Origin of the sequence: Rhizobium tumorigenes, assembly GCF_003240565.2 — a bacterium.
GTDB lineage: Bacteria > Pseudomonadota > Alphaproteobacteria > Rhizobiales > Rhizobiaceae > Rhizobium > Rhizobium tumorigenes.
Genome location: NZ_CP117259.1, coordinates 187125 through 207457 on the forward strand (window position 1 = coordinate 187125; position 20333 = coordinate 207457).

Genomic DNA, 20333 nt, shown 5'->3' on the forward strand with positions numbered 1-20333 from the left:
ACGTCTATTCCAGCAATATGTTCGGTAGCTGAAAATTCGACGGGCAGATCGGGTTTGCGACAGCGCAGGGCTCCCGATCAGTTCGTCGTCGATGTCGAGCTGCTGCAACGGTCGCCTTGCTGTTGCGAGGTCTCGTTTTCGGCACTGGCACCGTCAGACACCGCAGCCCAGGATGTCTCGACGGCCGCGATCAGTTCTTCGGCATGATAGGGCTTGCCGACAACAACCGCACCGGCTTCAGTCTTCACGCTGGAAGGATCGCCCGTTGCAAAGACAATCCCTGCAGACGGCCGTACGGAACGCGCTCGCTTTGCCAATTCTGCTCCGGAGGCGCCTGGCAGGTTGACGTCGGTGACCAGCACGTCGAAGGGGACCGTTTCCAGGGCGGCCATCGCTTCTTCGGCGCTGCCTGCCTCGACAACGATGCATCCGGCGTTCTTCAGGGCGTCGCCGGTGCTGACGCGGATGAGGTTGTCATCTTCCACCAGCAGGACCGTCAGTCTCGTCGTGATCGATGCGCTCGATGCCGGCGCTTCCAGAGACGGGTTCGAGACGGGTCTGCTTTCCGCCGGCCTCAGTCGCTGGCTTCGGTTGGCGAGTACATGGCGGAACTTGCGGGCCATTGCCTCGCGTGTGTAGGGCTTGGAAAGCAGCTCGATGCCGGCGTCGAGCTTTCCGCCGTGCACGATCGAGTTTTCGGTATAGCCGGACGTGAACAGGATGGCGATATCCGGCAGGCGTTCCCGCGCCTTGCGGGCAAGTTCCGGGCTTTTCAGGGTGCCGGGCATGACGACGTCGGTGAACAGGATATCGATCGGTATGCCGCTCTCGACCACGCTCAGGGCGCTCGCCGCATCGATCGCTTTCAGCACGCGATAGCCGAGGTCAGTGAGCAGGTTGACGACGGTGTCGCGCACGGCATCGTCATCCTCGACAACCAGCACCGTCTCCGTGCCACCGGTGATCGGTCCGGTGTCGACGACGACTTCCATGTCTTCTGACTGCATGGCGCGTGGCAGGTAAAGCTTGATCGTCGTGCCCTCGCCGACCTCGGAGTATATCTTTACGTGGCCGCCCGACTGCTTGACGAAGCCGTAGACCATCGACAGGCCCAGGCCCGAACCCTTGCCTTCCGCCTTGGTGGAGAAGAACGGCTCGAACACCTTGTCGATGATATCTGGCGACATGCCGGCGCCTGTGTCGCTAACCGCAAGCATGACGTACTGACCGGGCGTGACTTCGTCATGCTCCAGCGCATAGGTGTCGTCTAGATGCGCGTTGGCGAGCTCGATCGTCAGCTTGCCGCGACCGGCCATCGCATCGCGAGCGTTGATGGCGAGATTGAGCAGCGCGTTTTCGACCTGCGCGGGATCGATGAAGGTGTTCCAGAGCCCACCGGTAACGACGGTTTCCACCTCGATCGCCTCGCCGATAGCCCTTCGCAGCATGTCGTCCATGCCGCGAACGAAGCGGCTGATGTTGACGACCTTCGGCTCAAGCGCCTGCCGGCGTCCGAATGCCAGAAGCTGGCTTGCCAGCTTCGAGCCGCGGGAAACACCCGCCATGGCGTTGGCCACCCTTGTCTCGGCCCTCTGGTTGCCGGCGATATCCCTTGCAAGCAGCTGAAGGTTACCGGAGACGACCTGTAGCAGGTTGTTGAAATCGTGGGCCACGCCGCCGGTCAGCTTGCCGACGGTTTCCATCTTCTGCGCCTGGGCGAGCTTCGCCTCGGCGGCGCGTCGTTCTCCGATCTCGGCAACGACCCGTGCCTCCAGATTCTCGTTGACCTGTCGCAGTTGCTCTTCGGCACGCTCGCGATGGCGGACCTGTCGCGAAAGCACCTCGGCCTGCTCGCGAAGCGCTGCTTCGGCCGCCCGCTGATGGGTGATGTCGGTGTGGACTCCGACCCACTCGACGATTTCGCCTGACGCGTCGAGGATCGGCAGGCCACGGATGGCGAATTGACGCCAGGAACCATCGTGGCGGCGCACCCGGTGCTCGTGAATGAACATGCCCTTGGTCGCAACCGCCTCTTTCCAAGCTTCTACAGTCGCAGCCGCGTCGTCGGGATGAACGGCGTTCGACCAGCCGTAGCCCTGATATTCTTCCGCAGTCTGTCCGGTCAGCTTCGACCAGCCATGTTGCTCGCCGACCATCCGGCCATCGGCGCTGTTGGTCCAAAGCACACCGTGCACGGCATCCATGGCGTAGCGGAAGCGCTTGTTGCTGACAGCAAGATCGGCTTCACGTTGCGCGCGTTCCTCGACATCGATGCCGAGAATGTGGACACCCAGAACAGTGCCATCCGCTCCGAAATGGGGGACGTAGCGGATCTCGATGCGCCGCAGGGCGCCGCTGTTGTAAGCAAGTTGCGCCTCGGAGGCGAAGGTCTCGCCGGCAAGGCCTCGGACAAGCGATTGGCGGCGGTCCCCATAGGTCTTTTCCCCCATCACGTCGCGTACGTGCCGCCCGACCATGGTCTCGGGATCGACCCCGAACCACTCGCGGTAGGTGCCGTTGGCAAATCGATAGACATGATTTTGGTCGACGTAGGAAATCAACATGGGCACGGCGTCGGTGACGCTGCGCAGTTCGGCTTCCCGCTCCGCCAGCCGCGTTTCGGCCAGAAGCCGCGCGCTGTTGTCTACGATGGTGCACATGACACCGCCGACATGTCCGTCCGCGTCATACACCGGTGTGTAGAAAAGATCGAGAAACATGGTCTGCGGGCCGTCAGGCCTGTTGAACACGATAGGCTGATCGCGATGCGTAACGATTTCCCCGCGCAGACCCGCTTCGAGAATGGGACGGTTCCAGTCCCATACCTCGGGAAATGCTACGGCAACGGGTGTTCCGAAGGCTGAAGGGTGGCGCTCGCCGGCAATCTCCCGGTAGGCGTCGTTATAGAGCATGACGTGGTGGCGGCCCCACATGAGGACTTTCGCCACAGGCGAATTGACGATGTTGGCAACGGTCGCCCGCATCTCCATGCTCCATCCGTCGATGGGGCCGAGAAGGATCTTGTTCCAGTCCATGCTCCGGACCAGCGCGCCGCATTCGCCGCCGCCCTTGGGCCAATCCTTCACAGATGAAGTCGTCGGCAATACCGCCCCGTCGCGCAGCCTGCACAAGGCGGCGCGAACCACTTCGCTGGCGTTGGCATAGTCACCGGTAGCCAGGCTTTCATGAATGAAAGCTTCGAGCTCGGGGGTCAGCGAGACGTTACGAGATTGACGTGGGGCCATGACTCCTCCTGACAGGTCATTTCTTCCGTGTCAACAAATGTCAGGATGGGCAGATTCACTTTGCATGAAAAGACCCGCCGGCCGTCATATCGGCCCGCTCTGGCAGCGTTTTGCGCTCTCAAACCGGGCGTAGATCAGACCCGCTCAAGGGCGATTGCGATCCCCTGTCCGACGCCGATGCACATGGTCGACAACGAGTAGCGACCGCCGGTTTCCTTGAGTTCGAGGGCTGCCGTGCCGGTGATGCGCGCGCCGGACATGCCGAGCGGGTGACCGAGCGCAATTGCGCCGCCGTTCCGGTTCACGCGGGCGTCGTCGTCGGCGATGCCGAGTTCGCGCAGGACAGCGAGCCCCTGGCTTGCAAACGCCTCGTTCAGCTCGATGATGTCGAACTGGTCCTGCGTCATGCCGAGCCGCGCCATCAGCTTGCGCGATGCGGGTACCGGGCCGATGCCCATCACCCGTGGTGGCACGCCGGCTGCAGCGCCGCCGAGAATGCGTGCAATGGGCGTCAGGCCGTATTTCCGGGCTGCCGCTTCCGAGGCAATGATAAGCGATGCCGCCCCATCGTTGACGCCGGATGCATTGCCGGCGGTGACGGTACCGCCGTCTTTCTTGAACGGGGTGCCGAGCTTGCCCAGCACCTCCATCGTCGTTGCGCGCGGATGTTCGTCTTTGTCGACCACGATCGGGTCACCCTTGCGCTGCGGGATGGTGACGGCGGTGATCTCCCTTGCCAGCCGGCCGCTTGCCTGGGCGGCGGCGGCCTTGTCCTGGCTGCGAACGGCAAAGGCATCCTGGTCGTGACGGCTGACCTTGTAGTCCTCCGCGACGTTCTCGCCGGTCTCCGGCATGCTGTCGACGCCGTACTGCTTCTTCATCAGCGGGTTGACGAAGCGCCAGCCGATGGTCGTGTCGTGGATTTCAGCGCTGCGGGAAAACGCCGTTTCGGCCTTGGGCATGACGAAGGGCGCGCGCGACATGCTTTCGACGCCGCCGGCAATCACCAGTTCAGCCTCGCCCGCCTTGATGGCGCGGGCAGCGGCAATGACGGCATCCATGCCGGAGCCGCAGAGGCGGTTGATGGTCGTGCCCGAGATCGAATGGGGCAGGCCGGCCAGCAGCGACGACATGCGCGCGACGTTGCGATTGTCTTCACCTGCCTGGTTGGCGCAGCCGAAGATCACATCGTCGACGGCATCCCAGTCGACCGAGGCATTGCGCTCCATCAGTGCCTTTAGCGGAATGGCGCCGAGATCGTCGGCGCGCACCGACGACAGCGAACCGCCGAAGCGGCCGATGGGCGTCCGGATGTAATCGCAGATAAATGCATCAGCCATGGGGGCTCTCCTCAGAGTTCGGGGACGACGAGGTCGCTAATCTTGCCGTCGATATGAAGCGTCGCGCCCGTCATGGCCTGCAACTCCTCGAGCGACATGGCGGCAAGCTTTTCACGCAACACGAAGCGGCCGTCAACGATGTCGACGACCGCGTGGCTTGTATAGACGCGCGTGATGCAGCCGACTCCCGTCAGGGGGAATGTGCATTTCTCAACGAGCTTGGGTTCGCCCGCCTTGGTGACATGCTCGGTGATGACGCAAACCTGCTTGGCACCATGCACGAGATCCATCGCCCCGCCGACCGCCGGCACGCCCTTGCTGCCGACGCGCCAGTTCGCCAGGTCGCCGTTCTGCGCAACCTGGTAGGCGCCGAGAATGGCGACATCCAGATGTCCGCCGCGCACCATCGCAAAGCTGTCGGCGTGATGGAAGAAGGCGGCCCCCGGCTTGAGGGTCACGGCCTTCTTGCCGGCGTTGATCAGGTCCCAGTCTTCTTCGCCAGCAGCCGGCGGCTCGCCGAAATTGAGGATACCGTTCTCGGTGTGGAAGATAGCCTGCCGGCCGGGCGGCTGGTAGCGCGCCACCATCTCCGGAAAGCCGATGCCAAGGTTGACATAGGCGTCGTTGGCAATGTCCTGCGCCGCGCGCCAGGCGATCTGGGCATTGGAGAGCTTGATGTCTTCGCGAGTATCGATGGTCATGCGTAGGCCACTCCGGCTCGAATGAGGTCTTCTTCCTGCCGGGGGTCGGCGACCTCGACAATGTGGTTGACGAAGATGCCGGGCGTGACGACCTGCTCCGGATCGATCTCGCCGGCGGCGACGATTTTCGAGACCTGGACGATGGTGCTTGCTGCCGCCATGCACATCAGCGGATTGAAGTTGCGGCCAGCCTTGTTGTAGGTGAGGTTGCCGTGGACGTCGCCGACATGGGCCTTGACGATGGCAAAATCGGCTTTCAGCCAGCGCTCCTGCACATAGGACCTGCCCTCGAATTCGGCGATAGGCTTGCCCTTTGCGAGTTCTGTGCCGAAGGCGGTCGGCGTGTAGAATGCCGGAATGCCGGCGCCGCCGGCGCGGATACGCTCAGCCAGCGTTCCCTGCGGAACCAGTTCCAGTTCGATCTCTCCAGCCAGATATCTGTCGGTAAACGCACGCGGGTCGGATGAACGCGGGAAAGAGCAGATCATCTTGCGTACCATGCCGGCATCGATCATCGCAGCGATGCCGATGCGACCGTTGCCGGCATTGTTGTTGATGACGGTGAGGTTCCTCGGCCCCTTGTCGATCAGGGCGTGGATGAGTTCGATCGGGGCGCCAGAGCCACCGAAACCGCCGATCATAACCGTCGCGCCATCGCCGATGTCAGCGACGGCTTCTGCGGTGCTGCCGATTGTTTTGTCCATGCGTGATCCTCCGACGACCGTATGACCGAAATCTATCTGCGGTCGTCGTCTGGAATACCGGCGCATGGGCTCGCCAGCAAGATGTTAGTGCGTTAATCGATATTTGTTCGTATAACGCACGAAAAGTATTCGGAAGATAGTCAGGAGAACCGCTCCGGACGGAATTCGGCCAGCAACGGATGAAGATTGCCAGTGGCAATCTCGTCAGCAATCAATTCGCCGGCGATCAGTCCAAGCGTCGCGCCGCTGTGGCTGAAAGCGACATAACAGCCGTGTACCTTCGTCAACGCTCCGAAAACCGGCTCTCCGTCGCCTGGGATAGGCTTGGGGCCGACGCCGTAGCTATCGAGTTCGAGCTTCGGATTGCCCTCGAGGACACGGGATGCCTCGTCGAGAAGGCCCTGAACCGTCGAATCCTTGACCTCGTAGCTGCCATCGGCCTTGACGATCACTTCCTCTTCCGACCAGCCGGAATCCAGCACCAGGGCACCGGTCGGTGTCTGGCGGACGGCGACACGCGGGGTGTTGAGGACTGCTTTCAGCGACAGGTCGACAGGCTTGGTCTTCACCAGCAGCGAAACCGGCGTGCCGTCGGCGATGGTCTGTCCAAGCTCGGCGGCCATGCGCGGGACGGCCGGTCCGGTAGCGAGCAACACGGTATCGGCATCAAATTCACGACCGCTCGAAGTCTTGACGCCGTCGACACGGCCACCGGTTTTACGCGGAGTGACCTTTCCGGCATCGGTGACGACGGTGCCGCCGAGGGCTGCGAACTCCGCCAGCAGAACTTCGATCAGGCTCGGCAGATCGACCCAGCCTTCACCGGGATTGAGGATCGCGCCCTGCGGCGTAACAGGGCGCGCATCGACACCGGGCGTCGCATTCGCAATGTCGTCGGCCGACAGCAGCATGGCATCGTAGCCGATCCGTCGCTCGAACGCGAAGGCGTCGCGGATTTCGTTGGATGCGTCGTCGGCATCCCAGGTCAGCCCGCCGTCGAAGCGCAGCCATGAAGCCTGGGGATATTTGGCCGCAAGCGTCCGGTGACGGTCGATGCCAACCATGCGCAGCCGGTGATAGGCCTCGGAGCGCTTCCGGGACGAGTTGAGCCATGACAGCGAACGTCCGGATGCGCCATTGGCAGGGGGGCCGTCATTGACGAGCGTCGTCTGGATGCCCAGGCGGGCGAGATTGACGGCGGATGCCACGCCGAAAATACCGGCGCCGACAACGATGACCTTCTTGGCGGATGAGACTGACATTCTGGGATAACCTTTGTAGTTGATGCTGGCGGTGTGGTGGTTGAACGGCACCGGGGCTCTTGCGCTAAAGCACCTCGGCGAGAAAGTGTCTAAGACGAGGGCTATTCGGGGTGTCGAAGATCTGAGATGGCGTGCCCGCCTCGATCACCCTGCCCTCGTCCATGAAGATGACCTGGTCGGCGACCTTGCGGGCAAAACCCATCTCGTGGGTGACGACGACCATGGTCATGCCGCGCTTGCCGAGATCGGCCATCAGGTTGAGCACGCCCTTCACCAGTTCCGGGTCGAGTGCGCTGGTGACCTCGTCGAACAGGATCACTTCCGGATCCATGGCCAGCGCCCGCGCAATCGCGACGCGCTGTTGCTGGCCGCCGGAAAGGCCACCCGGACGGTGGTGCTTGCGGGCCGCAAGTCCGACATCCGCCAGCCGCGCCTCGGCAATCGTCTCCGCCTCGCGCTTGCCCATGCCTTTGATCTTGGTCAGCGACAGCATGACGTTTTCGAGGGCGGTGTGGTCGGGGAAGAGATTGAAATGCTGGAACACCATGCCGACCCGACGGCGCAGCTTCTCCGGCTTCATCGTCAGGATGCTGGCGCCATCCAGAAGCACATCGCCGCCCTTCGGCTCGACCAGGCGGTTCAGGCACCGCAGCAACGTCGATTTGCCCGAGCCGGACGGGCCGATGATGCAGGTGACGGTGCCAGGCTTGACCTTCAGCGCGACGCCTTTGAGGACCTCGAGACTGCCGTAGGCCATCGACAGATTGCTGACTTCGAGGCTGCCACCCCGGAATGTCGGGCCGTTCGGTGGTATCGGACTGCCGGAGCCCGTTTCCACCACGCTCGCCAGTTCGCTCACTTCGGCGAGCCCGCTGGTCGGCTCGCCGCCCTTGTGCTTGCCGAGCCTGAGGCTGGTGTCGATGGCGTTGACCACATGGGTCAGCGGCACGGTGATGACGAGATAGAAAACGCCGGCCAGAAGCAGCGGCGACAGGTTGCCGGTGACGACGGCCTGGTCCTGGCCGACGCGGAAGATCTCGCGCTCGGAAGCCAGCAGCCCGAGGAAGTAGACGAGGCTCGAATCCTTGACGTTGCCGATGAACTGGTTGACCAGCGCCGGCAGCACCCGCCGTATTCCCTGCGGTATGATGATGAGCCGCATGCCCTGTCCGTAGCTCATGCTGAGTGCCCGGCAGGCTTCCAACTGCCCGCGCTCGACGCTCTGGATGCCGGCGCGGAAGATCTCCCCGATATAGGCGCCGGCAATCAGGCTGAGAGCAAGAATGCCGAGTGGAAAAGGAGACGGACCGAAAAGTTCGCGGCCGATGCGGGCAAAGCCCTGACCAATCAGCAGGATCGTGACAATCGCCGGGAGGCCGCGGAAAATGTCGGTATAGAGCCGTGCCGGGATCCGCAGCCAGCGCGACTGCGAGATACCCATGACCGCCAGTATCATGCCGATGACCACGCCCAGTACCGTCGACGTGGAAGCGAGGATCAGCGTATTCTTCAGGCCGACGGTGATCATCGCCGGCAGGACCTCGAGCATCGCATTCCAGTCGAGGAAGCTGCGACGCAAATTCTCAAGCCAGTCCATTCCTATCCCCTTGCTATCGCTGGTGTGCCGGCTGCCTGGTTGTTGCGGGCAGCCGGCCAGGCGTCGTTATTTCGGGAGATAGTCGGCTGGCATCGGCGAACCCGGGAACCACTTTTCGTAAAGCTTCTTCCAGGTGCCGTCCTGCATCGCGGCGTGGAGGCCGGTGTTCAGTGCTTCACGGAAGGCATCGTTGCCCTTTTTGATGACGAAGCCGGCAGGTGCATCGAAGGACGGGATATTGACCGCGATCTTTAGTGCTGGATAACGCTCTGAATACTGCTTGGCAGCTTCGTAATCGAGGAAATGCGCGTCGACAGTACCGTTGTTCAGCGCGGAAACCGCGGAGTTGTTGTCGGGAAATTTCACCAGATCTGTGCTGGTGAAAGTCTTCGTGGCATAGATTTCCTGCAGCGTCCCCTGGACTACGCCGAGCCGCTTGCCCTTCAGGCCTTCCGCGCCGGTAATCGCCTTGTCTGCAGTCAGCAAGGAGAGGTACCCGGCAAGATAGCCATCGGAGAAATCGACGGTTTCCTTGCGCTTGGCTGTCGTTCCGATGGCGGCAACCGCCACGTCGAAGCGACCGTTGGCGACCGAGGGTATCAGCGCCGAAAAGTCCTGGCCGGTAAAGATAACCTGCTCCTTGGTGAAGCCCATGCGTTTGGCGACATCGAGGAAAAGCTCGATATCGAAACCGGTGAACTGGCCGTCTGCTGTGGTAAAGACGTAAGGCTTGGCATCGCCCATCGTCCCGACGCTGATCTGCTTGGCGTCGATCAGGTCATACTTGTTATCGTCTGCGGCAAAAGCCCTGGGGCTCGTGCCGACGGCTGCCAAAGCCGCTGCAAAAACCAGCGCGGCCGATAGAGCTGCCGGCTTCACAAATCTGATTATTCCCATCATGCGCATGTCGTTCTCCTCTGAACTTGTTTTTGGGGCCGAACGGGAACGCCATTGGCACCGTCGGAAGGCTCGCGCCGACGTTCAGCTGCATGGTTCTTGTTACCCGGAAACTCACTTTTATGCAGATGAGACCGGTTTCTACCTCATTGAGACCGGTCTCATTGACAATTGGTATATTCGGATTGACGGTTCGTCAACATCTCTTGTAGTCGTTGCCGGGATGAAAAAAATATCCGTCAAAACCCGCGCCGTGACGGTTGCGGATGTGGCCCGGGCGGCCAACGTCTCGAAGGCAACAGCGGCCCGCGTGCTCGGCGGCTATGGCGTCGTCAGCGACAAGGTCCATGCGGACGTCATGGCTGCGGCCAAGGCGCTCGATTACCGGCCGAACGAACTGGCCCGGAGCATGACGACCGGAAAGTCCGGCCTGCTGGGCGTGGTCGTCGGCGATATCGAAAATCCCTTCTTCAGTCTCGCGGTGCGCGGCATCAGCGATGTCGCACGGGCGTCCGGTTTCAACGTCATCCTTGCCAATTCGGGTGAGGAGATCGAGGCCGAGAAGGCCGCAGTGCGAGTGCTGATCGGCAAGCGGGTGGATGGACTGATCGTCTCGCCAACAGATAGCCGGGAGATTGCCCATCTCAGGGACATCGACCGCTCCGGCCGTCCCCTGGCATTGCTCGACCGTCCCCTGCAGGATTTCAACGTCGACACCGTGACCGTCGATGACAGGGATGCAGCCAGCCGGGTGGCGCGGCTGCTGGTGGCCGCCGGTCACCGCAGGATCGCCTATTTCACGGCGGCCGAGGCGGAGGCTGGCCCGGAGTGGAATTTCAACCACATACCGACGTCAACCGTGCGCGAGCGCATTGGAGGCCTGCTCGCGGTCTGCGCGGAAGCCAATATCCCGGATCCGGAACGCTATCTTATGTTCGGCGCCAAGAAAGCCCGCACGGCATCGATCGTGGCGAATATCATGGCGAAACCGGACAGTCCCACTGCGATCATCGCCTCTGACAGCATCATCGGCCTGGAGATCTACAAGGCCATTCGCGATCTCGGCCTCAGTGTGCCGCAGGATGTGTCGCTGGTCACCTTCCACGATGCCGATTGGACCAGTGTCACGACGCCACCGATCACGGCGGTGGATCAGCCCGTCTATCAAATGGGAAAGGCGGTTGCCGAGTTGCTGATCCGCCGGCTGAAGGGAGAGACGCATGCGCCGCAGCGGGTCGTCCTGCCGACGTCGATCATCGAACGCGGCTCCGTCGGGTCGGCAAAGGCGGATTGAGGTCAGCTGCGAGCGGCTAACGAGGTCGCCACTCTGGCCGCGTCAGAACCAGCCCTTCCGGCGGAACCAGATGAGTGGCAGGATGGCGCTAAGGGCGATCAGTGCCAGCGATATCGGATAGCCCCATGTCCATGAAAGCTCCGGCATCGACTTGAAATTCATGCCCCAGATACCTGCGAGCAGGGTTGGCGGCACGCCGACGACAGAGGCGATGGTCAGCACCTTGAAGATTTCGTTCTGCTCGATGTTGATATAGCCGAGCACGGCGTCGAGTAGAAACTGGATCTTGTCGGAGAGGTGCGTCTCGTAATCGCTGAGCGACACGACGTCCTTGCAGACCGCGGCGAGCCGGTCGCGGAATTCCGGCGCCAGCCATTCGTGGGCAACGTCGCCGCTGAAGGACGCAATCCGCCCGACGCCGAGAAGCACGTCGCGCGCTTTCGACAGGCGGTCGCCGAGACCGCCGATCCTGGACAGCGTTCGGTGCAGTGTTGCCGTCGCCTTGCTGGGATCTTTGAGACCCGAAATCTTGCCTTGGAAAATCGATCTGGAGACTTCGTCGATTGCCGCCCCGAGATGCTCGAGCACGTCGGCACCGCGGTCAACGATGGATTCCAGCAACGAGGTAAACACTCCGATGCTGCTGGCTATAGTGCCGTCATTGTTCATCCGCTCAACGACCGCATCGAAAGTCGGCAGCGATGCATAGCGGATGGTGACGAGGATGTCCTTGCCGAGGACGAAGCCGGCCGGCGACAGTTCAGCATCGTCCAGCGTCGCGTGGCCGATGACCGGAGTGCTGAGATAGAGGTGGTCGCCCTGCCTCGAGAGCCTGCTCGATGCCTCGATCTCGCTCAGGGCATCCCGCGACGGCACCTTGATATGCGCTCCGGCCTCGACGAATGCAATTTCCTCCGCCGTCGGATCCATGAGGTCCATCCAGATGACCCTGTCGGGAAGGTCAGCGCCCGTGTCGGCCTGACGCACGGAGGGGGTGGTGTCGCGGTGGATGGTGAGCAAGGCTGCACTCCCGGGGGTCAACAAGGCTTCGCTTGGAAGATGGCAAGTCGTTTCGGCGGAGCCTTAGTAGGCCAAACTGATATCACCATGATTACGCGGAACAATAGTTCTCGTTCCCGGCATCGGGCTTTACTTTTTCCAGCGGCGGGCAGGCATGCGGCGGCGCTAGATGTCATCGTCCTCAAAAAGGCAGCAGCACGACCACAAATTGATGCTTTTCGTGCCCGGTCGATTTCCGTAACCCATAACCCACAGACAACGAGGGACGGGTCGATGCCGACGCCATTTTACTGGAACGAGCTGAATACCTACGATTTTGCCGGGCTGTCGCCAGACACCACCATCGCCATCCTGCCGATCGCATCCACTGAGCAGCACGGTCCGCACCTGCCCGTGGCGACGGATGTGGCGATAGCCAATGGCATGCTGGCCGAATTGCGCGCCCAGCGACAGGACGATCTCGATATTCTTGTGCTTCCGACGCAGGAAATCGGCAAGGCTAACGAGCATGTCTACGGCCCCGGCACGCTGTCGCTGGGTGCGGAACTGCTGATCCCGGTGTGGACGGCGATCGGTGCCAAGGTGGCGGAAGCCGGCCTGCGCAAGATGGTGATCGTCAATTCCCATGGCGGCAATGTCGACATCATGAGCATCGTCGCCCGCGAACTGCGCGTCCGCTACCAGATGGCGGTCATGTCGACGCAATGGGGCCGCTTCGGCAATCCCGAAGGCCTGATCAGCGATCATGAGTCCCGGTACGGTATCCACGGCGGTGAAGTCGAGACATCGCTGATGCTGCATTTCCGCCCCGATCTGGTGCGCATGGAGAAGGCGCAGAATTTCGTCTCGAAAGCCGAATGGATGCGCGAACAATCCCAATATATCCAGCCGCTGCCGCCGCACTCGTTGGCCTGGATCGCCCACGATCTCAACCCCAACGGTGTCGTCGGCGACGCATCGCTCGGCACTGCCGAGAAGGGAGCGGCAATATGCCGACATCAGGTCAAGGGTTTTGTCGAGATGCTCTACGATCTCAAGGCCTACCCGCTTTCCAACCTCTACTCTCAGTAATCGTCAGGCGGCTGCCGGGCGGTCTGGGGAGATGTGGCCCTTGGCCTGCAACTCGGTGACGAGCCCGGCGAGTTCGGCGAGCAGATATTCGACGAACAGGCTGGTCGTGGCGTCGAGCGGCGCGCGGGCCCGGGCAAACAGCTTCATCGGCTGATGCCGCGTATGGGGCTCGGCGATGGGCCGGAACACCAGTTCGCCGGAGCGGCACTCGGTGATGACGTCGAGCGGATTGAGCATCGTCAGCCCGGCCCCGCATTTCACCAGCTTCTTCAGCATCTCGGACGCGTTGGTTTCGAGCACCGGTTCCACATGCACGTCGAGACGCGCCAGCATCAGGTCGATGGCATCGCGCAGGCTCGTTCCCGGCTGTGCCAGGATCAGGCGCTCCTGCACGACATCGGCAAGATTGATCGGCCCGGGCGCGAGCAACCTGTGCCCGGGCGGAAAGACGACTCCGATCGGGATATCGAAATTTGCAAGCGTCCGAATGCCCGGCGTTGCCGGAATGTTGAAGCCGAGACCGATGTCGACCTCGCCGGTCAGCACCGGGTTGACCGTCGTCGTGCCGGCATCGTTGCGCAGCTGCAGGTAGACGCGCGGGTGCTTGAGCTGGAACCGCGCGACGATTTCAGGCAGCGGCCCGGAGGCGAGACCGACTGTCGTCACCAGCCGGATCTTGCCGGCCTGCTGCGTCTTCAGGCTGCGGATACGCCCCTCCAGCCGCTCGTAGGTCTTCAAGACCTCGCGGATATGCTCGATGCAGAGTTCGCCGGCGGCCGTCAGGCGCAGGCCGCGCGGCAGGCGCTCGAACAATGGCGCGCCCATTTCTTCCTCCAGCGCCAGGATCTGCCGGTTGATCGCCGACGAAGCCACGTTCAGCCGCGCCGCCGCCTTGCGGATCGAGCCGCAGCGGGCGATTTCGTTCATGTAGAGAAGCTTCCTGGAATGCAGCACGGGCGCCTCTTTGCGTTAATTTTAAGCAGCGCGCACAATTTCGCTACATGCGCGCCTTGGGATGCCAAAAAGGCATCGTTGCGCACGAATTTTGATGCTTTTCAAAGCGCAAGGCAACCGCTCAAATGCAGAAAATCCGGCGTCTTCCAAGGCGACTGGTGGCCACAAAAATGGGGAACGCCTGCCATGTCGAAGCTCATGAACACCATTGCCTTTTCCGCAGCCCTTGGCTTCGGCCTCGCCGGCGTACTGACCGCGCCCGCCTACGCGGTGGATCAGGTGACCTACGGCACCAACTGGCTGGCCCAGGCCGAGCATGGCGGTTTTTACCAGGCCGTCGCCGACGGCACCTACGCCAAGCACGGCCTTGACGTTAAAATCGTCCAGGGCGGCCCGAACGCTGCCAACAGCGCGTTGCTGATTGCCGGAAAGATCGATTTCTACATGGGTGGCCCGCAGCAGGAGCTTTCGGCGGTTGAGCAGGGAATTCCGATCCTCGACGTCGCCGCCATCTTCCAGAAGGATCCGCAGGTGCTGCTTGCCCATCCCGATGCCGGCGTCGAGAAATTCGAGGATCTGGCCAAGCTGCACACCATTTTCATGAGCAAAGACGGCTACCTCACCTATTTCGAGTGGATGAAGTCGAATTTCAAAGGTTTTGCCGACGAGCAGTACAAGCCATACACCTTCAATGCCGGTCCGTTCCTCGCCGACAAGCAATCGGCCCAGCAGGGATACCTGACGTCTGAGCCCTACGAGATCGAGAAGCAGACCGGCGTCGCACCGAAAGTCTTCCTGCTCGCCGACAGCGGTTATTCTCCCTATTCGACGATGATCACCACGTCGCAGAAGATGGTCGACAGCAAGCCGGATGTCGTCCAGCGCTTCGTCGACGCGTCGATCGAGGGCTGGTACACCTATCTCTACGGCGACAACAGCAAGGCCAACGCCCTGATCAAGACCGACAATCCTGACATGACGGACGGACAGATCGCCTATTCGATCGCCAAGATGAAGGAATACGGCATCGCTGAATCCGGCGAGGCCCTCGACAAGGGCATCGGCTGCATGACGGATGCCCATTACAAGAAGTTCTTCGAGGAGATGGTCGGCATCAAGGTCGTCAAGGCCGACACCGACTACACCAAGGCCTTCACGACGAAATTCGTCTGCAAGGGCGTCGGCATGGCGCTCAAGAAATAAACGCCCGCCCGCGAGGTTCGCGACCGCGAGGCTGCGAACCGCAACTGCCTTCAGGAAGAGCCAGTCCATGTCCCTAGCCGAAACCCAGGCGTCCCGATCGATGGAAACGCGCAAGCGTCCGCTGGTCGTGATGCAGTCGGTGTCCAAGGTGTTTTCGAGCGGCACCGTCGCGTTGTCCGATATGTCGCTGACGGTGGAAAGCGGCGAGTTCGTCAGCCTGCTTGGCCCGTCCGGTTGCGGCAAGTCGACGGCGCTGCGGATCATTGCAGGCCTTGGCGGCACCACGACCGGCAGCATCGACTGGCCGAGTTCACGCATCAATGCCCGTGGCCTGCCGGAGGGCGATATCGGCTTCGTCTTCCAGGAGCCGACGCTGATGCCCTGGAAGACGGCGTTCGGCAATGTCTACCTGCCGCTCCGGCTGCGCGGCGTGTCGAAAGCTGCGGCCCGCGGCCCGATCATGGAGGCGCTAGAGACAGTCGGCCTTGCCGACTTCGCCGATGCCTATCCGCGCGAATTGTCCGGCGGCATGAAGATGCGTGTTTCGATTGCCCGGGCGCTGGTGACAAAGCCGAAGCTCCTGCTGATGGACGAGCCCTTTGCCGCACTCGACGAGATCAGCCGCCAGAAGCTTAACGACGACGTGCTGCGGCTCTGGAAGACGACGGGCATCACGGTGATCTTCGTCACGCATTCGGTGTTCGAATCCGCCTACCTGTCCAATCGCATCGTCGTCATGAAATCGCGGCCCGGACGCGTCCATGCCGATATCCCGCTGGTCACCAGTCTCGAGCGCGATGCCCATTATCGCACCTCGGAAGAATATCGGCGGGCCTGTGAGACCGTCTCCCGGTCGCTGATCGCAGCCATCAACACGGCAGAGGAGGCGTGATGAGCGACGAGCCCAAAACACACCCGTTGCCGGAAGGCCGGAAGGCCACCAATACCGGCCGACGCGATCTCGCCTTGCGCATTGCGGTGCCGATTGCCGTCATCGCCGTGCTGGTGCTGATCTGGCATGCCTATGTCCGGCTGTCCGGCATTCCGCCCTATATCCTTCCGGGTCCTGTCGCTGTTGCCAATGCCTTCGTTTCCGACTGGGGGACGCTTGCGCCTGCCCTTTGGGTGACGACGAAGATCACGCTGATCTCGCTGCTGCTTGCGCTGATCGGCGGCGGTGGTTTCGCGATCTTCCTCGTCCAGTCGCGCTGGATCGAGCTCGCCTTCTATCCCCTCGCAGTCATCCTGCAGGTGACGCCTGTCGTGGCGATCTCGCCGCTGATCCTGATCTACGCGCCCTCGACGCAGGCAGCATTGTTGATCTGCGCCTTCCTCGTTGCCTTCTTTCCGATCCTGTCCAACATGGTGCAGGGGCTGAAAAGCGTCGATCACAATCTGATCAATCTCTACGAACTCTATGGCGCCTCACGCTGGCAGACGCTGCTCTACCTGAAGCTTCCGGCAGCCCAGCCCTATTTCATGACCGGCCTGCGCATCGGTGGAGGGCTGGCGCTGATCGCGGCGGTGGTCGCCGAATTTGCCGCCGGCTCGGCCGGGGCCGGCTCGGGCCTCGCCTTCCGGCTGCTCGAGGCGCAGTATCGCATGAATATCCCCCGCCTGTTCGCCGCGTTGCTGATGCTGTCGATGCTCGGCGTGGCGATCTTTGCCATTACCTCTTTCATTTCCTGGGTGAGCCTGCACCGATGGCATGAGAGCAGCCTGAAGCGAGAAAACTGATGTCGACATCCTTTCTGTCTCCTCCCAATGCCGGACGCTTCGTGCTCAGTCATGCGACATTGCCGGCAGTTGCCGTCGAGGGTTTTGCCGCGGCGTCCGACGATGGCCTCATGAAGGCCGACATCGTCATCCACGACGGCCTGATCGATGCGATCCTGCCGCCGGGCACCGCGCCCGTGGAACTCGCGTGGTCCGACCTCAAGGACGGCATGGTCTGGCCGTGCTTTGCCGATATCCACACCCATCTCGACAAGGGCCATATCTCCGCCCGCCACGCCAATCCGGACGGCACCTTTGCCGGTGCACTCGATGCAGTACGCACCGATCGCGAGGCCCACTGGTCCTCGGACGATGTCCGGAAGCGGATGGAGTTCTCCCTGCGCTCGGCCTATGCCCACGGAACCAGCCTGATCCGCACCCATCTGGATTCGCTGAGCCCCCAGCATCGGATCTCCTTCGAGGTCTTCGACGAGGTTCGCGATGCTTGGAAGGACAAGATTGCGCTCCAGGCCGTCGCCCTCTTCCCGATGGATGCTATGGCCGATGCTGCCTATTTCGCCGACCTCGTTGCCGTCGTGCGGGAAAAGCGCGGCCTTCTCGGCGGCGTCCCGCAAATGAGCGCCGATCTCACCTGGCAACTCGACACACTGTTTCGGGCCGCAGCCGAGAACGGGCTCGATGTCGACCTGCATGTCGACGAGACCGACGATCCCGCCGCCGAAACCCTGAAGGCCGTTGCCGAGGCCGTCCTGCGCAACCGTTTCACCGGCAAGGTGACGGCCGGCCATTGCTGCTCGCTTGCCCGCCAGGACGAGGAGACCGCACGCCGCACGGTCGGGCTGGTGGCAGAGGCCCGACTGTCGATCATCTCGCTGCCAATGTGCAACATGTACCTCCAGGACCGCTACCCGGACCGCACGCCGCGCTGGCGCGGCGTAACGCTGTTCAAGGAACTAGCCGCAGCCGGCGTCGCTACTGCCGTTGCTTCCGACAACACACGCGATCCCTTCTATGCCTACGGCGATCTCGATCCCGTCGAGGTGTTCCGCGAGGCGGTGCGGATCATCCACCTCGACCATCCCTTGGACACTGCCGCCCGCGTCGTCACCACATCGGCGGCCTCCATTGTCGGACGTCCGGATATGGCCCGTATCGCCGTCGGCGCGCCGGCCGACCTTGTCCTCTTCAGTGCCCGTCGCTGGAGCGAATTTCTCTCGAGGCCGCAATCCGATCGCGTTGTGCTCAGGCGCGGCAAGATGATCGATCGGAACCTGCCTGATTACCGTGAACTCGATAGCGTCGTTGGAGCCTGACATGCCGGATTATCAGCTGATCAAACAGGAACTCGAAGGCATCGCGGTCGAGGATAATCCTGCGCTGGTGCGCCAGAAAAGCCGCGACTTCTTCTGGTATTCGCCGATCCTCAAGGCGCAGCTCGACAACGTGACCGCCGATCTGGTGGTGACGCCGAAGTCCGAGGCCGAGGTCATCCGGACCCTGAAAGTGGCTTTCGCCCATGGCGTGCCGGTGACCCCGCGCGGCGCCGGCACCGGCAACTACGGACAGGCCATGCCGCTTTCCGGCGGTATCGTCCTCAATCTCGCCGGCATGGACAAGATCAAGGAAATCCATCCCGGCCGCGTCATTTGCGAGCCCGGCATTGTCATCGCCGATCTCGACAAGCAGACCAAGGCCCATTCCGGCCAGGAGTTGCGCTTCCATCCCTCGACCAAGCAGACGGCTACCATTGGCGGCTTCATCGCCGGTGGCTCCGGCGGCGTCGGCTCGATTACCTGGGGCGGTCTTCGCGATATCGGCAATATCCTGCGGCTGCGGGTGGTGACGATGGAGGCCGAACCCCGCGTCCTCGACCTCACCGGCTGGGACCTGCAGAAGGTCAGCCATGCCTATGGCACCAACGGCATCATCACCGAGATCGAAATGCCGCTGGCGCCGGCCTACGACTGGATCGACGTCCTGGTCGGCTACGACGACTTCATGGCGTCGGTGCGCTTTTCGGATGCGCTGGCGAAATGCAACGGCATCCTTGTCAAGGAAATCGCCCCGATCGCGGCGCCTATCCCTTACGACTACTTCACCCGCCACAAACCCTACATCCGCGAGGGCCAGTCCGTCGTGGTGCTGATGATCGCACCCCACTCGATGGACGCCTTCCTCGCCTTCGCAGCGTCGCAGAAGGCCGAGGTGATCTTTCGCTCCGACACGGTCGAAAGCATGAAGGGCATCCCGCACGCCTATGAGCTTGCCTGGAACCACACGACGCTGCGCGCTTTGAAGGTCGATCCCGGTCTCACCTACCTCCAGATCCAGTATCCCGGCCCCGACCACGTCGCGAAGGTGGCCGAGATGACTGCGATCTTCGGCGACGAAGTGCCCGGTCATCTCGAATTCATGCGGTTTGATGGCCAGGTCCAGTGCTCCGGCCTGCCGCTGGTGCGCTACACGACGGAGGCGCGGCTGGAGGAGATTATCCAGATCCACCAGGATCACGGTTGCCCGGTCTTCAATCCGCACCGCTACACGCTGGAGGAAGGCGGCATGAAGCGCACCGACAAGATACAGCTGGCCTTCAAGCACGAGACGGACCCGAAGGGCCTGCTCAATCCCGGCAAGATGATTGCCTGGGACAATCCGGATTTCGATTTTACTGCCGGCAAGAATTATCTGTTCCCGGGTTTGGCAAGCGTCATGGAGGGGTAATGAGGGTTCTGGTTCTGCATTCGCATCCGGTGGAATCGAGCTATGGGGCGGCGCTTTATCGCCAGGCAGTTGAAAGCCTCGAGGCAGCCGGGCACGCAGTAGATGCCTGCGATCTCTATGCGGAGAGGTTCGATCCGGTGCTCTCGCGACAGGACCGGCTGATTTATCACGACTACCCGCAGAATACCGAACTGGTAGAGCCCTATGTCGAGCGTCTTCGGCAGGCAGAGGGTCTGGTCATCGTCACGCCGGTCTGGAACTTTGGCTTTCCGGCAATGCTGAAGGGTTATTTCGACCGCGTCTGGCTCCCCGGCGTTTCCTTCGAGCTCGTCGACGGGCAGGTGAAGTCGCGGCTTCGGCACATTCGCAAGCTGGCGGCGGTTCTGACATACGGTGCCACGCCGATGCGGGCGCTGGTCGCCGGCAACCCGCCAAAAAAAATCGTCACGCGGGTGCTGCGCGCGCAGATCAATCCGGTGAAGCCGGTGACGTTTCTGGCCCATTACGACATGAACAACTGCACGGAGCAGACTCGGGCCGCGTTCATGGCAAGGGTGAAGACGGCGATGGAGCGCTTCTAGCCAGGG

General features: G+C 62.1%; 17 protein-coding genes. 8 read left to right on the forward strand and 9 right to left on the reverse strand.

Translation table 11 applies throughout. From position 1 onward, the window contains the following. Positions 1-77: 77 nt before the first annotated feature. The 7 genes from PR017_RS26490 to PR017_RS26520 all read right to left on the reverse strand — a co-directional run bounded on the left by PR017_RS26490 (position 78) and on the right by PR017_RS26520 (position 9749). Entirely contained in the window at positions 78-3035 is a 2958-nt protein-coding gene (locus tag PR017_RS26490; protein WP_425070064.1) for a hybrid sensor histidine kinase/response regulator, read from the reverse strand. Between the two features lie 344 nt (positions 3036-3379). Further along, complete coding sequence (gene pcaF, locus PR017_RS26495) at positions 3380-4585, reverse strand: 3-oxoadipyl-CoA thiolase (protein WP_111221074.1); 1206 nt, start codon at positions 4583-4585, stop codon at positions 3380-3382. Positions 4586-4596: 11 nt separating this feature from the next. Next, a complete protein-coding gene (locus tag PR017_RS26500) occupies positions 4597-5286 on the reverse strand; it encodes a CoA transferase subunit B (protein ID WP_111221075.1) in 690 nt (229 codons plus the stop codon). Next, positions 5283-5990 (reverse strand): 3-oxoacid CoA-transferase subunit A, encoded by a 708-nt coding sequence (locus PR017_RS26505; protein WP_111221076.1) that lies wholly within the window; start codon positions 5988-5990, stop codon positions 5283-5285. The genes PR017_RS26500 and PR017_RS26505 overlap by 4 nt, the downstream gene beginning before the upstream one ends. A 140-nt stretch (positions 5991-6130) precedes the next feature. Beyond that, complete coding sequence (locus tag PR017_RS26510; RefSeq protein WP_111221238.1) at positions 6131-7252, reverse strand: NAD(P)/FAD-dependent oxidoreductase; 1122 nt, start codon at positions 7250-7252, stop codon at positions 6131-6133. A 64-nt stretch (positions 7253-7316) separates the two neighbouring features. After that, positions 7317-8849 carry an amino acid ABC transporter permease/ATP-binding protein gene (locus PR017_RS26515; protein WP_111221077.1) on the reverse strand — a complete coding sequence of 511 codons (1533 nt, stop codon included), beginning with the start codon at positions 8847-8849 and terminating at the stop codon, positions 7317-7319. 66 nt (positions 8850-8915) lie between these two features. Continuing rightward, complete coding sequence (locus tag PR017_RS26520) at positions 8916-9749, reverse strand: ABC transporter substrate-binding protein (protein WP_240539029.1); 834 nt, start codon at positions 9747-9749, stop codon at positions 8916-8918. A 220-nt stretch (positions 9750-9969) separates the two neighbouring features. Here PR017_RS26520 and PR017_RS26525 point away from each other — a divergent pair, with 220 nt between their 5' ends. Continuing rightward, positions 9970-11040: a LacI family DNA-binding transcriptional regulator gene (locus tag PR017_RS26525; protein WP_111221240.1), complete on the forward strand. Its 1071-nt coding sequence runs from the start codon at positions 9970-9972 to the stop codon at positions 11038-11040. Positions 11041-11082: 42 nt separating this feature from the next. On the opposite strand, the gene PR017_RS26530 is transcribed toward PR017_RS26525, so the two are convergent. After that, complete coding sequence (locus PR017_RS26530) at positions 11083-12060, reverse strand: magnesium transporter CorA family protein (protein ID WP_240539030.1); 978 nt, start codon at positions 12058-12060, stop codon at positions 11083-11085. Between the two features lie 273 nt (positions 12061-12333). Here PR017_RS26530 and PR017_RS26535 point away from each other — a divergent pair, with 273 nt between their 5' ends. Continuing rightward, a complete protein-coding gene (locus tag PR017_RS26535; protein WP_111221078.1) occupies positions 12334-13131 on the forward strand; it encodes a creatininase family protein in 798 nt (265 codons plus the stop codon). Between the two features lie 3 nt (positions 13132-13134). On the opposite strand, the gene PR017_RS26540 is transcribed toward PR017_RS26535, so the two are convergent. Continuing rightward, complete coding sequence (locus tag PR017_RS26540) at positions 13135-14085, reverse strand: LysR family transcriptional regulator (protein ID WP_111221079.1); 951 nt, start codon at positions 14083-14085, stop codon at positions 13135-13137. A gap of 198 nt (positions 14086-14283) precedes the next feature. Between PR017_RS26540 and PR017_RS26545 the strand changes: the two genes are divergently transcribed. The 6 genes from PR017_RS26545 (at position 14284) to PR017_RS26570 (ending at position 20327) form a co-directional block, all read left to right on the forward strand. After that, positions 14284-15288 carry an ABC transporter substrate-binding protein gene (locus tag PR017_RS26545; RefSeq protein ID WP_425070065.1) on the forward strand — a complete coding sequence of 335 codons (1005 nt, stop codon included), beginning with the start codon at positions 14284-14286 and terminating at the stop codon, positions 15286-15288. Between the two features lie 67 nt (positions 15289-15355). Further along, the gene (locus PR017_RS26550) at positions 15356-16180 is read left to right on the forward strand and encodes an ABC transporter ATP-binding protein (protein WP_111221081.1); all 825 of its coding nucleotides are present in this window, start codon (positions 15356-15358) and stop codon (positions 16178-16180) included. Next, complete coding sequence (locus tag PR017_RS26555) at positions 16180-17025, forward strand: ABC transporter permease (protein ID WP_111221082.1); 846 nt, start codon at positions 16180-16182, stop codon at positions 17023-17025. Before PR017_RS26550 ends, PR017_RS26555 begins: the two co-directional genes overlap by 1 nt. Continuing rightward, positions 17025-18338, forward strand: coding sequence for a cytosine deaminase (locus tag PR017_RS26560; RefSeq protein ID WP_111221083.1), 1314 nt, complete (start codon positions 17025-17027; stop codon positions 18336-18338). Before PR017_RS26555 ends, PR017_RS26560 begins: the two co-directional genes overlap by 1 nt. Before the next feature lies 1 nt (position 18339). After that, positions 18340-19746, forward strand: coding sequence for an FAD-binding oxidoreductase (locus tag PR017_RS26565; protein WP_111221084.1), 1407 nt, complete (start codon positions 18340-18342; stop codon positions 19744-19746). Further along, complete coding sequence (locus PR017_RS26570; RefSeq protein WP_111221085.1) at positions 19746-20327, forward strand: NAD(P)H-dependent oxidoreductase; 582 nt, start codon at positions 19746-19748, stop codon at positions 20325-20327. Before PR017_RS26565 ends, PR017_RS26570 begins: the two co-directional genes overlap by 1 nt. Positions 20328-20333: the final 6 nt, after the last annotated feature.